Origin of the sequence: Bradyrhizobium sp. 33ap4 (assembly GCF_032654765.1) — a bacterium.
GTDB classification, from domain to species: Bacteria; Pseudomonadota; Alphaproteobacteria; order Rhizobiales; family Xanthobacteraceae; genus Bradyrhizobium; species Bradyrhizobium australafricanum.
The window spans coordinates 1-13768 of record NZ_JAUMTJ010000062.1; the positions used below are offsets into that span (position 1 = coordinate 1).

General features: G+C 65.0%; 12 protein-coding genes. 4 read left to right on the top strand and 8 right to left on the bottom strand.

Features of this window, described 5'->3' with window-relative positions:
* Positions 1-81: 81 nt before the first annotated feature.
* The 7 genes from Q2M23_RS34865 to Q2M23_RS34895 all read right to left on the bottom strand — a co-directional run bounded on the left by Q2M23_RS34865 (position 82) and on the right by Q2M23_RS34895 (position 7469).
* Complete coding sequence (locus Q2M23_RS34865; RefSeq protein ID WP_076824469.1) at positions 82-927, bottom strand: CmcJ/NvfI family oxidoreductase; 846 nt, start codon at positions 925-927, stop codon at positions 82-84.
* A 431-nt stretch (positions 928-1358) separates the two neighbouring features.
* Positions 1359-2300, bottom strand: a complete 942-nt coding sequence (locus tag Q2M23_RS34870) for an ABC transporter substrate-binding protein (RefSeq protein WP_141340950.1) — start codon at positions 2298-2300, stop codon at positions 1359-1361.
* The gene (locus Q2M23_RS34875) at positions 2297-3391 is read right to left on the bottom strand and encodes an LLM class flavin-dependent oxidoreductase (protein WP_106328824.1); all 1095 of its coding nucleotides are present in this window, start codon (positions 3389-3391) and stop codon (positions 2297-2299) included. The genes Q2M23_RS34870 and Q2M23_RS34875 overlap by 4 nt, the downstream gene beginning before the upstream one ends.
* 32 nt (positions 3392-3423) lie before the next feature.
* Positions 3424-4596 carry an acyl-CoA dehydrogenase family protein gene (locus Q2M23_RS34880; RefSeq protein ID WP_057015137.1) on the bottom strand — a complete coding sequence of 391 codons (1173 nt, stop codon included), beginning with the start codon at positions 4594-4596 and terminating at the stop codon, positions 3424-3426.
* Entirely contained in the window at positions 4590-5387 is a 798-nt protein-coding gene (locus Q2M23_RS34885) for an ABC transporter ATP-binding protein (RefSeq protein ID WP_229193070.1), read from the bottom strand. Before Q2M23_RS34885 ends, Q2M23_RS34880 begins: the two co-directional genes overlap by 7 nt.
* Complete coding sequence (locus Q2M23_RS34890) at positions 5381-6397, bottom strand: ABC transporter permease (RefSeq protein WP_253587502.1); 1017 nt, start codon at positions 6395-6397, stop codon at positions 5381-5383. Before Q2M23_RS34890 ends, Q2M23_RS34885 begins: the two co-directional genes overlap by 7 nt.
* The gene (locus tag Q2M23_RS34895; RefSeq protein WP_253587503.1) at positions 6375-7469 is read right to left on the bottom strand and encodes an ABC transporter substrate-binding protein; all 1095 of its coding nucleotides are present in this window, start codon (positions 7467-7469) and stop codon (positions 6375-6377) included. The genes Q2M23_RS34890 and Q2M23_RS34895 overlap by 23 nt, the downstream gene beginning before the upstream one ends.
* Before the next feature lie 476 nt (positions 7470-7945).
* Here Q2M23_RS34895 and Q2M23_RS34900 point away from each other — a divergent pair, with 476 nt between their 5' ends.
* Together Q2M23_RS34900 and Q2M23_RS34905 are read left to right on the top strand one after the other, a co-directional pair.
* Entirely contained in the window at positions 7946-8932 is a 987-nt protein-coding gene (locus Q2M23_RS34900) for an ABC transporter substrate-binding protein (protein WP_156436032.1), read from the top strand.
* Positions 8933-9263: 331 nt separating this feature from the next.
* Positions 9264-10043, top strand: a complete 780-nt coding sequence (locus Q2M23_RS34905) for an SDR family oxidoreductase (protein ID WP_316398463.1) — start codon at positions 9264-9266, stop codon at positions 10041-10043.
* A 163-nt stretch (positions 10044-10206) separates the two neighbouring features.
* On the opposite strand, the gene Q2M23_RS34910 is transcribed toward Q2M23_RS34905, so the two are convergent.
* A complete protein-coding gene (locus tag Q2M23_RS34910) occupies positions 10207-10506 on the bottom strand; it encodes an HU family DNA-binding protein (RefSeq protein ID WP_021077434.1) in 300 nt (99 codons plus the stop codon).
* 434 nt (positions 10507-10940) lie between these two features.
* Between Q2M23_RS34910 and Q2M23_RS34915 the strand changes: the two genes are divergently transcribed.
* Complete coding sequence (locus tag Q2M23_RS34915) at positions 10941-12554, top strand: ABC transporter substrate-binding protein (RefSeq protein ID WP_316398464.1); 1614 nt, start codon at positions 10941-10943, stop codon at positions 12552-12554.
* Positions 12555-12790: 236 nt separating this feature from the next.
* Positions 12791-13768 (top strand): ABC transporter permease, encoded by a 978-nt coding sequence (locus Q2M23_RS34920; protein ID WP_316398465.1) that lies wholly within the window; start codon positions 12791-12793, stop codon positions 13766-13768.

A 13768-nucleotide genomic window follows, 5' to 3' on the forward strand; every position in this document is an offset into this window, starting at 1 on the left:
TGCCTCGGTCCTGCCGAGCATGCACCGCGACACAGTGAATCATTCCCCGGACACCCCTGCCGCACGCGGGGCGAGGTGACTTCACTGCTTATGGAACACCAGCGTGCGCAGCTCGATGCTCTCGCGCGGCGCGGCATCCGCCGGCGTGGTCGGATCGACGAACGCCGTATGCGGCCCGAACCGCGTGCGACCGTCGGTCGCCGAGTCGTAACATTTCAGCAGGATCGCCTCGTCCGGCGTCATCTCGGGAATGTAGAACCAGCGGTGGTTCGGATTGTACTTCACCGAGTAGGTCTCGCCGCTGCGGTTCGGATAGATCAGGTCCGAAGCAATCAAATCCTCCGGCGCGACCGTGGTGCCGTCGGCCATCGCCAGCGGTGAATCCCGCAGGGGACCGCGGATCGGGCGCCACAGATTGATCACCTGGACGCGGCCCTTGACCAGCTGCTCGGCCTCGTCGGGCAGGTGCTCGAACACGCGGTTGCGGCCGGAGACGGCGGTCTGGTCGACATGGACGCGGGTCGCCGGCTGGCGCGGACCACCGCCGCGGATGTCAGCCGCGCCCTCGACGCGCTTGCGCACGGTGTGATCGAAGATGACAACGCGATCCGCCTTCAGCGTCGCCTTCAGGAAGGCTTCGACGGCGGGATAGTAGACGTTGCGGACTTCGTTCTCGTCGTAATAGTCCTTGACGCTGGTCGGATGCTTGACCAGCGCAAAGCCCTCGCGATCGAGCGAGAAGCTGTCGGCGATCAAACGCCCGTCAAATATCGGAACATTGTGGGCTTCGGGCAGCGCGGTGGATTTGGGTTCGCCGGGCGGCGGATCGAAGGCGTAGGTCCGGGGCTTGCCCGGCGTCGGCGCGAGATAATTCAGTTCAGCGGTCACAAACGGCAGCGACTCGATGCGAGTTTGTTGAAGGCCCATGGTGATCTCCCGGACTCGATTGTTCGTGCTTTTGATCTTGGCGGCGCCGGGCGGGGTGGCAAGGTCGTGGCGAAAATAGCAACGTTGCGGTTTTGGAATGTGCCAAACGGGGAAAATCCTTGCCGCGCGGCAGCCGGCGGACGAATGGATGTTTTGAATCACGGGTTCGTTAGCGGTGCAATAGTGCGGAGCTGAATCGCTTCCGCGCAGACGGTCCACATCTCCCGCCTGCAGGGCCGCCGCAGGTGCGCCGGCAAAATATCGAAAACAACCCCATGCAAAGGACCTCGCGGCTGCCGGCCTTCGACAGGGCAGCTTGACACGTCGGGCAAATCAGGGATATTTTTCCAATATTCCGAAATCGTGCGAGCACCCGCCGTCCTGGCGAAAGCCAGGACGACGCTGAATGTTTGGTGTCGCTTGCAAATTGCCTACAGTCCCGCGCCCTTCCCGACGGCCGCACCAAACGAGCGGTCGACGATGTCGGCGGCGTTGATCTTCTGCCGGATCAGGCCCCAGCGGTCGTAGAGGTCGATGGTCTTCTGCTCGTCGGCGACCACGCTGTCGTCGATCGGCGCGATGCGGATCTTGGCCCGCGTCAGCCAGTTCACCGCCACCGCGGGCGGGATGTTCATCAGCCTGCCCCAGGTCGCAGCGTAGCCCTCGACATTGTTCTGCGACCATGCGCGCGCCGCGGCGAGGCGACGCACGAAATCCTCGAGCTCGGCGCGCTTGCCCTTGATCGCATCGGGCGTTGCGACCTGGAAGCCGAGGCCGGGCGTGATGCCGTCAGCCGTGATGACGCGGCGCGACTTGAACAGCACCTCTTCCTGGCTCACATAAGGCTCCCAGGTCGACCAGGCGTCGACCGAACCTTGCGTGTAGGCGACCTTGGCATCCGACGGCGCGAGGAACACGATCTGCACGTCGTTCGCCTGCCAACCCCTGGATTCCAGCGCCGCCAGGATCAGCTGATGGCCGATCGAGCCGCGGCCGGTTGCGATCTTCTTGCCGCGCAGATCGTCGAAGCTCTTGATCGCGGAGTTCTCCGGCACCACGACCGCGAGCCCGTCGCGCGACTGCCGCACCGCGGCGATCGCCTTGACCGGAATTTTGGCGGCCGCCGCGAAGGTGAACGGCGCGTCGCCGACCAGCCCGGTATCGATCGCGCCTGCGCCCAGGGCCTCCAGCAGCGGCGCGGCTGCGGCGAACTCCTTCCACTCGATCTTGTAGGGAACGTCCTTGAGCACACCGGCCGCTTCCATCACGGCCTGCGAATTGCCCTTCTGGTCGCCGACGCGCAGCGTGGTCTGCGCGAAGGCCGCGTCGACGGCGACGAGCGCAAGCACTGCCGCAACAATGAGACGGATCATTCGGCGGCAATCCCCCGCTGCTGGTCGCGCGCTTCGATCAGCTTGCGGGTCAGCGGGATCAGCGCCCGGCCATAATCGATCGCATCGACCAGCGGGTCGAAGCCGCGGATCAGGAAGTGGCTGACGCCGAGATCGTAATAATCGCCGAATACCTCGGCGACCTGCTCGGGTGTGCCGACCAGCGCGGTGGTATTGCTGTTGGCGCCCGTCAGTTTGGCGATCTCGGTCCACAGCCGCTTGTCGATGCGCGTACCCTGATCGGCGAGCGCCAGCAGCCGCTTGGCGCCGTCGGTCGCGTGGTTGGGACGGCGATAGCCGGTCTGGTCCTGCAGCGCGGTGGCGCGCTCGAGGATATGTTCCGCCTTCTTCCACGCCTTCTCTTCGGTGTCGGCGAGGATCGGCCGCACCGACAGACTGAAGCGCGGCGTCGGCCTTCCGTGCCTGGCCGCGGCGGCGCGCACCCGCGCGGTGACATCGCGCACCTGCGCGTAGGACTCGCCCCACAGCGCGAAAGTATCGGCGTGCTTGCCCGCGACCTCGACCGCGGCGTCCGAGCCGCCGCCGACGAAGGTGTAGATGCCGCCCTTCTGCAACGGCTTCACCTGCGAGAAGCCGTTCTCGACGTTGTAATACTTGCCGCTGTAGTTGAACGGCTTCTCGCTGGTCCACTCCAGCCGCACCACGTCGAGGAATTCGCTGGTGCGGGCGTAGCGCTCGTCCTTGTCGTCGAGCGTGTTGCCGTCCTGGCGCAGCTCGATGGCGTTGCCGCCCGTGATGACGTGCAGCGAGACGCGGCCGCCGTAGAACTGATCCAGCGTCGCGAGCTGGCGCGCCAGCAGCGTCGGCGCGGTGAAGCCCGGTCGCTGCGCGATCATCACCTTGAGCTGTTTGGTGATGGTCAGGACATGCTGCGCGACCTGCAACGCATCCGGCGTGGTGGAATGGAACGCCAGCAGCGCGCGATCGAATCCGGCGAGCTCATGCGCCTTGGCCACTGTCTCGATATAGGGCGGATCGAGCACCGGGCCTGAGCGGACGATGGTCTCGGAGGCATTGTTGTTGGTGATGAAGCCGATGAACTCGACCGGCATGACGGGAACTCCGTTGTTGTTGGCTATTGTTTTCAGACGCCCAGCGCGGAGCGTCCGGCGGAGACACGGGTGGCATCGTCTTGCGGGGTATGGACGCGGCCGCACAGCACGTCACGGTAATGCCGCTCCAGCGGATTGGTTCGCGACAGGCCGTGATTGCTGGTCAGCGACAAGGCATCCTCCACCACTGCCGCGGCGTTATTTGTCACCGTCAGCTTGATGATGTTAGACTCGATCGCGGACAGCGGGAAGCCGTTATCGAAATCGGTCGCGAAGCTGTCGATCAGGCGGGCATTGACCGCAAGCCGCGCCTCGATCGCACCGACGACCTCCTGCATCCGTGGCAAGGTCGCGAGCGGCGCGCCGAGATTGGCGGGCACCCGCTCCTTCAGGAATTTGACCAGCCAGTCGCGGGCCGCGCGGGCGATGCCGTCATAGATCGCGGCGACGAAGATCGCATGCACGGTCGCCTGGGTGACGTCAGGAACCTTCCAGTCGTCGGGCGTGCGCACGTCGATCTCGTAATCCAGCGGAAACACGACGTCGTCGAAGATCACGGTGTGGCTGCCGCTGGCGCGCAGGCCGAGATGGTCCCAGGTCTCCTCGATCCGCGTTCCCGGCAGACCGGCGGGAACCAGAAACAAGCCGACACGGGTCTCCGGCTCATCGGTCTTCGCCCAGACCGAATACCATTTCAGGATCGGCGCGCCGGTCGAATAGATCTTCTTGCCGGTCAGCCGCCAGCCGGTCTCGGTGCGGCGCGCCGTCGTCGCCGGCAGGCCACCGCGCGCGGGCGAGCCGAGCTCGGGCTCGACGCGCAATGCATTGATCAGCGCCACGCCCTCGACCGTCTCCTTGGCGAGCTTGCGCGACAGCCGGCCCGGCCAACGCGTGCTGCGCGCCATCACCAGATGCTGGATGTAATGCATCGACAGCACCAGCGCGGTCGACGGATCGGCCTTGCCGATGATGCCGAGCACGCGCGTGGCGTCGCGAGCGCCCGCTCCGCCGCCGCCGAGCGCCGCCGGCACGGTCAGCGCCAGCAGGCCTTCGCGGGAGAGATCGACGAAATTCTCGAAGGGAAAACTGGCGTCGCGGTCGTGCGCCGGCGCACGCGCTGCAAAGACGTCGGCGAGCCGCAACGCGCGCGCGATGTGCTCCGGCCCGTCCGCCGGATGCAGCTCCCTCGCCGCAGATCTCACCATGTCGCCTCCAGTCCGAGCAGGCCGAGAATCTGCTTGCGCAGCTCAGCCAGATAAGGATCGCCGCGATGCCGCGGATACGGCCGGGCGACAGCGATGTCCGCCTTGATCCGCGCCGGCCGATCGGAGAGCACGATGACGCGGTTGGCGAGCACCAGCGCCTCCTCGACGTCATGGGTGACCAACAGCGTGGTGAAGCCTTTGCGCTGCCACAGCGCGACGAGTTCTGACTGCATGGCGATCCGCGTCAGCGAATCGAGCTTGCCGAGCGGCTCATCGAGCACCAGGATCTTCGGATCGTTGACCAGCGCGCGCGCCAGCGCCACGCGCTGCGCCATGCCGCCGGACAGCTGGTGCGGATAAGCGTTGCGGAACGAGGACAGGCCGACCAGCTCGATGACGTCATCGACGCGGTGGCGCTGCGCCTTCAGAATGCCCTGCGCTTCGAGGCCAAGCGCAACATTGTCCCACACCGTGCGCCACGGAAACAGCGTCGGGTCCTGGAACACGACAACCCGCGACGGATGCGGTCCGGCGATGCGGACTTCATCCTCGCGCAGCGTGCCCGCGCGCGGCTTCTCCAGCCCGGCCACCAGCCGCAGCAAGGTCGACTTGCCGCAGCCGGACGGGCCGAGCAGCGCGACGAACTCGCCCGGCGCGATCGCGAGGTTGACATTGTCGAGCACCGGCAGCGTGGCGCCATCGATATCGAAGGCGTGGCTGACGCCTTCGATATCGAGCTCGGCGCCGACCGCCGGATAGGTGATCGCCTCAGCTGCGGACTGCGCTACCATTTGACGACGCCCTTCTGCCAGACCAGCAGGCGGTCGCGGGTGCGGAACAAGAGCGTGATCGCGCCGGAGCAGAGCAGCGACATCACGATCAGCGCCGCATACATGTTGGCATACGCCGCCCAGCCCTGCGCCCATTGCAGGTACCAGCCGAGCCCGGCCTTGACGCCGATCATCTCGGCGACGACGAGCACCGCGAAGGACGAGCCGAGCCCCATGAACAGGCCGACGAACACATGCGGCAGCGCGGCGGGGATCGCGACCTTCAGCACCAGGAATGACGGTTTTGCGCCGAGCGTGCGCGCGACGTCGTAATAGGCGCTGCTGACGCTCGCGACGCCCGACCAGGTCAGGACCGTCACCGGAAAGCCGGTGGCAAGCGCGATCAGGAAGGTCGAGGCGCTCCAGCTCGACGGAAAGGTGAAGAAAGCGATCGGCAGCCAGGCCGTAGCCGGCAGCGGGCCGATGAAGCGCAGCACCGGATGCACCCAGTAACCGATCTTCTGCGACCAGCCGATCGAGACACCGGTGATAAAGCCGACGGTTGCGCCGATGATGTAGCCGCCGAGCTGCAGCTTGATCGAGGCGAACACGCTATCGAGCAGTTTCGGCAGATCGTCGGTATAGACCTCGAGGATCGACTGCGGCGGCGGGAAGAACGGCAGCGGCAGCCAAGCGAACTTTGCGGTGGCCACCTCCCACAACGTCACGAAGGCGCCGAACGCCACCAGCCATGGCGCGCGCTTGCGCAACGCCTGCCCGGCGCCGCCGAGATAATCCGCGCTGAATGTGCCGAACAGGATGAACGCGGCGATGACGATCGCGCCGATGCCGAGCGATCCGGTCCGCGACCAGTCGCCGACATCGGGCCAATAAAGGCATGCGAGGCCGAATGCGAGCCAGACGAGGCTCGCCGCAAGGCCGACACCGTAACTGCCGGAGAGGTTCGAGAACGTGACCGCCGCACGCGGCGCGGCCGCGGCCGTCGCGTCAGACACTGAATACGTCGACATAGATCCGCTCCGCGAATTTGGCCGTGTCGGTGCTCTGCTTGAACACCTGCACCGTCTTGAGGTCGTCGGCGTAGCCCTTCAGCTCGCGCTTGAGCACCTCGCCGGTCGGATGATGGTGATGGGTGTGGTAGCGCGCCATTGCCTCGAGATCGGCGAGGCTCGCCGCCTTCGGCGCATAGGGCTGGAACGACTTCGCCGCCTTGTCCGGGTTCTGCGAGGTGAACATCGCGGCGTCGAGCAGCGCCTGGGTGATGGCGCGCGCGACTTGAGGCTCCTCGCGCACCAGGCTGCCGCGCAGGCCGACGATGCAGCAGCTCTTGTCGCGATATTCGCCGTCGAGGTTGGAGGCGACCTCCTTGTACTGCGCATCCTTCAGCCAGAGATAGGCCAGCGGGTCCGACGACAGGAAGGCCTGCACCTCGCCCTTCTCGACCGCGACGTTCAGGAGATTGCCGGGATAGGCGCGCCAGTCGACGTCCTTGATCGGATCGATGCCGAGCTTGGCCAGCTGGATTGAGAAGAAATTCTTGTCGGGACCTGCGAGATCGCCGACCGCGACGATCTTGCCCTTGAGATCGGCGAGCTTGTCGACCCCGGAATTGGTGCGGGTCAGGACGCGCATGCAGCCGCCATGGGTGCCGGCGGCGATCTTGACGTCAAAGCCCTGCTCCAGCGGCTTCAGCCAGCGCAGCGCCATGCCGAGACCGGCGTCGCTCTTGCCGGTGGCGATCGCCTCCAGCAGCTGGTCGGTCGAGCCCGAATAGTTGACCAGCTCGACGTCGAGATTCTGCTTCTGGAAGAAGCCGTGGTCGATCGCGACCGGCAGCGGCGCAAGGCAGACCGCGCCGGCGTTCCAGGACAGCTTCAGCTTGCGCGGCGCGCCGGTCAAAGCCGGTGCATCGGATGCGGTCTTGCAGACCGGGAATTCCGAGAAGTCGATCGCCGGCGTGATCGCCCGTGGCGCGAAGGCCTGCGCACTATACGCCCCGATCGGCGCGGCAAAGGCCGCGGCGGCGCCCGCACGCAGCAATGTGCGGCGATCCATCACCGTCTTCTTGTTATCCGTCGACATCTTCACTCCTGCATTTCGGCAAGGCTCCGCCCCGCGCGCAAAACGTCTCCGTTTGAACGCCCCGTCGTTCGAAGCACATGGTTCAGAAAAAAGCGGATTTCTCCGGCGCGATTGCACTCAAAGCAACATGCAAATGATGCGGCGCGACAAGATCATCGTCAATGAAATGGAATTTCGAATGTTGTCGGCGCCACAGCTGAACTCTCCACGATCGCATCGCGCGGCGATGAAAGGATTTTCACGATCGTCCCAGACGGAGATGCGGCGCGATCACCCGTGACTGCATCAAATCTAGGCGTTTTGCGGCCGCATGCGCGATGTCTTCTACGCGCGGCCTGCTTGACGAGATCATCCTTGCCGCGCAGCCGGCGAATTCAGATTTCCGTTTCGTTGACGGCGAACGGCTTGCTCATAGACTTGATCGAACGCTGCCGCGCGTTCCGCGGCGCAGCGAATGAATCAGGAAGAAAATTCATATGCGCAAACTGACCCGCTCGGGCCCTGCCTATTCTCTCACCCGCCGCACGGCGGCAGCGCTGATCACGGCCGTGATCACGCTGTCGACATCGGCTGCGGCGCTCGCGGCCGACGCGATCGTGCTGCGCGTCGGCGACCAGAAGGGCGGCAACCGCTCGCTGCTGGAGATTTCCGGCCTCGCCAAGGATCTGCCCTACAAGATCGAGTGGTCGGAATTCCCCGCCGCAGCCCCGATCCTGGAAGCGATCAACGCCGGCGCGCTCGACGTCGGCTACACCGGCGATCTGTCCTTCCTCACGGTCTATGCGTCGGGCGCGCCGATCAAGGCGATCGGCGGCACGCGCTCCGATGCGCGGACGCAGGCGATCCTGGTGCGCGGGGATTCACCGATCAAGACCGCGGCCGATCTGAAGGGCAAGCGCCTCGCCGGCACGCGCGGCGGCTGGGGCCAATTCCTGATCAACGCGACGCTGGAAAAAGCCGGCAGCAGGATCGAGGACGCGACCTTCGCGCCGCTCGGCCCGGTCGACGCCAAGATCGCGCTGCTCGCCGGCTCGATCGACGCCTGGGCGGTGTGGGAGCCGTATATCTCCTACGCCACGCTGAAGGACAAGGCGCGCGTCGTCGCCGACGGCGAAGGGCTGACGCCGACCATCACCTTCATCGTCGCCTCCGACAACGCGATCGCAACCAAGCGCGCGGCGGTGCAGGACCTGGTGCAGCGGCTCAACAAGGCGCGGCTGTGGTCGCTCGACCATCTCGCCGAGTACGCCAGGAACACGGCCGAGCTCACAAAACTGCCGGAGGACGTGCTGCTCGCCGCCTACACCGCTCAGAAGACGAGCCCGATCGCGATCGACGAGGCCGTGGTGAAGGAGGTGCAGGCCGCCTCCGATCGCGCGACGCGCTACGGCATCCTCGGCAAGACGCTGGACGTCGGCAAGGCCGTCGACCGCAGCTTTACGGCAAGCGCGCGCTCGAACTAGCAGCGCGCGTGAACCGGGCACGCTCTTTCCTCACCTCCCCTTGAAAAGAGGAGGTCGGATTGCACAGCAATCCGGGTGGGGATCCTGCCTCCACAGACGCCGGCGTCCGTGGAGAGCAACCCCCACCCCGCCCTCCCCCTTTCAGGGGGAGGGAGACAGACGGCGGTGCTCGCCTGACGACAAATAAGATGCGCACCACCATGGAGATCTCCGATGTCCGGTCCGCTCCATCTCGCACTGATTGTCACAGCACACCTGCTCTGCATGACCTTGTTGGTCGCGCTGTCGGTTTGATAGCGTCCTCTCCGGGCCAGCCCCAGGGAGAACAACAATGAACCTATCAATGAAGGACCGCGTCGCGGTGGTTACCGGCGGCAGCAAGGGCATCGGGATCGCGGTGGCGCGGCGGTTTGCCGAATCCGGCGCCAGGGTCGCGATCCTCGCCCGCGGCGCGGCCGACCTCGCTGCGGCGCGCGAAGCGCTCGCCAGGGACGGCCTTGTGGTACGCGATTATGTCTGCGACGTCGCGAAGGCTTCCGACATCAGCAAGGCTCACGACCAGATCGTTGCCGATCTCGGCAAGATCGACGTGCTCGTCAACAACGCCGGCACGGCGCGCACGCTGGCGTTCGAGAGCATCAGCGACGAGGCCTGGCAGGAGGACCTCGACCTGAAGCTGTTCGCCGCGATCCGCTTCAGCCGGCTGGTGTGGCCGGGCATGAAGCAGCGCGAATGGGGCCGCATCATCAATGTGCTCAACACCTTTGCGAAAGCGCCGGCCGGCAATTCCGCGCCGACCTCGGTGTCGCGCGCGGCCGGCATGGCGCTGACCAAGGTGATGGCCAATGAAGGCGGCGAGCACAACATCCTGGTGAACGCGCTGCTGGTCGGCCTGATCATGAGCGATCAATGGGTCAAGCGGCATGCTGCCCAGGCGCCGAACACGGATTTCGGGGAATTCGCCAAGGGCCTTGCCAAGGGCACCCCGCTCGGCCGCATCGGCACGGCGGAGGAGTTCGCCAACCTCGCCTGCTTCCTGGCCTCGGAGCAAGGCTCCTACATCACCGGCACCGCCATCAATGTCGATGGTGGCCGGTCGCCGGTAGTCTAGAGCCCCGGTCCCGGTTCAACCCGGTCCGGAGCTCCAGATTCTGCTTTGGCGCGTTTTCTTCACGCGAACCGGTGTCCACTCGCTGGAAAACGCGGGCTGGCAACCAACGGCAGGAAGCGACGGCTCAAAAGCAAAAGGCCTCCGTCACCGGAGGCCTTTCATCTTAAACCGCGTCCTTGGCGGCCTTGACCGGCCGTGCGCGGACGATCTTCCGGGCCGGCTTGGCCTTGAACATCATCTCTTCGCCGGTGAAGGGGTTGGTGCCCTTGCGCGCCTTGGTCGCAGGCTTCTTGACCACAACGAACTTCGCGAAGCCGGGGACGAGGAACACCCCGGCCTTCTTCAGCTCCTTGTGGCCGACATCGACAAGCGAGTCCAAAACGTTCTTGACGTCGCGCTTGGAGAGTTCGGTGGTGGTCGCGATCTTCTCGATCACTTGCGACTTCGACAGTTGGGTAGCCATGGTTGCTCCATTGATTCTGGAGTGGGCACGATATGGCGGAAAACGCCGAGAAAAACAGTGTTTTCTGCACTCCCCACCACAATATCGCTGTGGACAGCCGCCGAATCAGGGTTTTTTCCAGTGTTTTTTCAAGTCAAGGCGCTTCCGACCCCTAAAATTACAGGGTTTGCGCGGCTTCGGCGCTCCCGAAACGTCCCTTCGAGAGAATCACCAGACGCAACTCGCGCGGCCCAAACTGCGACAATGCGGCGCCCGATCCGGGTTGCGAAGCGTCGCAATGCGCCACTTCAGGTTTCGGAAACGATCCTCCAAAAGGCCGAGGCATTAGAAAATGACTCGGGTTCCCATTCCATCGTAACATCGCAAAGGGGCGCCACGACCGATCCGGCTGGTCGCCCGATGCAAGCCTTTATGTAAGTACCGGAGACCCGCGTATGGATTTGAGCCGCCTCGAGATCAACCGCCGCACGGCCCTTCTGACCTCGGCCGCGATTGCGGCCAATGTCATCAATCCGATGCGGGCCTTCGCGCAGGAGGCCCCACGCAAGGGCGGCGTGTTCAACGTCCATTACGGCGCCGAGCAGCGCCAGCTCAATCCCAGCATCCAGGCCTCGACCGGCGTCTACATCATCGGCGGCAAGATCCAGGAGAATCTGGTCGACCTCGACGCCAACGGCCAGCCGGTCGGCGTGCTCGCCGAGAGCTGGGAGGCGACCCCGGACGGCAAGACCGTCACCTTCAAGCTGCGCAAGGGCATCACCTGGCACGACGGCAAGCCGTTCACCTCTGATGACGTCGCTTTCACCGCGATGAACATGTGGAAGAAGATCCTCAACTACGGATCGACGCTGCAGCTGTTCCTCACATCGGTCGATACGCCCGATCCGCAGACCGCGATCTTCCGCTACGAGCGGCCGATGCCGCTGAACCTGTTGCTCCGGGCCCTGCCAGACCTCGGCTACGTCTCCGCCAAGCATCTCTACGAGAGCGGCGACATCAGGCAGAACCCGACCAATCTGGCGCCGGTCGGCACCGGCCCATTCAAATTCGTCAAATACGAGCGCGGGCAATACATCATCGCCGACCGCAACCCGGACTACTGGCGGCCGAACGCGCCCTATCTCGACCGCATCGTCTGGAAGGTGATCACCGACCGCGCCGCCGCGGCCGCCCAGATGGAGGCCGGCGAGCTGCACTACAGCCCGTTCTCGGGACTGACGATCTCGGACATGGCGCGGCTCGGCAAGGACAAGCGCTTCATCGTCCAGACCAAGGGCAACGAGGGCAACGCCCGCACCAACACCATCGAGTTCAACTTCCGCCGCAAGGAACTGGCGGACATCCGGGTCCGCCGCGCCATCGCGCACGCGATCAACGTGCCGTTCTTCATCGACAATTTCCTGGGCGATTTCGCCAAGCTCGGCTCCGGCCCGATCCCGTCGACCTCGACCGACTTCTATCCCGGGCCGAACACGCCGCAATACCCCTATGACAAGGCCAAGGCGATCGCGCTCCTCGACGAGGCCGGCTTCAAAGCCTCCAGCGGCAACCGCTTCTCGCTGAGACTCCTGCCGGCACCGTGGGGCGAGGACATCTCGCTGTGGTCGACCTTCATCCAGCAGTCGCTGGGAGAAGTCGGCATCCAGGTCGACATCGTACGCAACGACGGCGGCGGCTTCCTCAAGCAGGTCTATGACGAGCACGCCTTCGATCTCGCGACCGGCTGGCACCAGTATCGCAACGACCCCGCGGTCTCGACCACGGTATGGTACCGCTCCGGCCAGCCCAAGGGCGCGCCGTGGACCAACCAATGGGGCTGGGAGGACAAGACCGTCGACAAGACCATCGACGATGCCGCCACCGAAGTCGATCCGGCCAAGCGCAAGGCGCTCTATGCCGATTTCGTCAAGGAGGTGAACACCGAGCTGCCGGTCTGGATGCCGATCGAGCAGATCTTCGTCACCGTGATCACGGCCAAGGCGCGCAACCACTCCAACACGCCGCGCTGGGGCTCGACGAGCTGGCACGATCTTTGGCTGAGCGCATGAGGCCACATCTGCGCTAGGCGTGGCGCCCTCTTCTCCCTCGCCCCGCTCTTGCGGGGAGAGGGTCGGGTGAGGGGCTCGCTCCATGATATTGCTCCATCGATAGACCTGTACCCCCTCACCCGGATCGCATCTGGCGATGCGATCCGACCTCTCCCCGCAAGCGGAGCGAGGTAAGAAGGGGCCGGTGCCCACCCCGAACCGGTGTCCACATCGTTCGAAAACGCTATAGATAAAATATGCGTATCCTGAGCCTTGCGGGGCGGCGGCTCGCCGCCTCGATCCCGACCCTGTTCCTGATCCTGATCGGCGTGTTCCTGCTGCTGCAGCTCGCGCCGGGCGACACCGTCGATGCGCTGATGGCGCAGATGGGCGGCGGCGACGCCGCGACCGCCGAGGCGCTGCGCAAATTCTACGGGCTGAACCTCTCGGTTCCGGCGCAGCTCGGGAACTATCTGTGGCACCTGGTCCGGCTCGACCTCGGCTTCTCCTCGATCTACGGCAAGCCGGTGGCGACCGTGATCCTGGAACGGCTGCCGCCGACCATCCTGCTGATGACGGCGTCGCTGTCATTCGCGTTCTTCTTTGGCCTCGTGTTCGGCGTGATCGCCGCGCGCGGCGTCAACCGCTGGCCGGACACGATGATCTCCACGCTCGGCCTGATCTTCTACGCCACGCCCTCGTTCTGGTTCGGGCTGATGGCGATCGTGCTGTTCTCGGTCTATCTGCAGTGGCTGCCGCCGGGCGGCTTCGAGGATATCGGCAACGTCCAGACCGGAATCTGGCGCGTGCTCGATATCGCCGCCCATCTGGTGCTGCCGACGCTGACGCTCGGGCTGATCTTCCTCGCGATCTATTTGCGCATCATGCGCGCCTCGATGCTTGAGGTCCTGAACCTCGATTTCGTCCGCACCGCCCGCGCCAAGGGGCTGGACGAGACCCATGTCATCACCCGCCATGTGCTGCGCAACGCGCTGCTGCCGATGGTGACGCTGATCGGATTGCAGGCCGGCACCATGCTCGGCGGCTCGGTCGTGGTGGAGAGCGTGTTCTCGCTGCCCGGCCTCGGCCGTCTCGCTTATGAGTCGGTGGTGCAGCGCGACCTCAACACCCTGCTCGGCATCGTCTTCGTGTCCGCGCTGCTCGTCATATCCGTGAACTTCGTCGTCGACCTGCTCTACGCGCAGCTCGATCCGCGCATCGCGGCGGATGGTTGA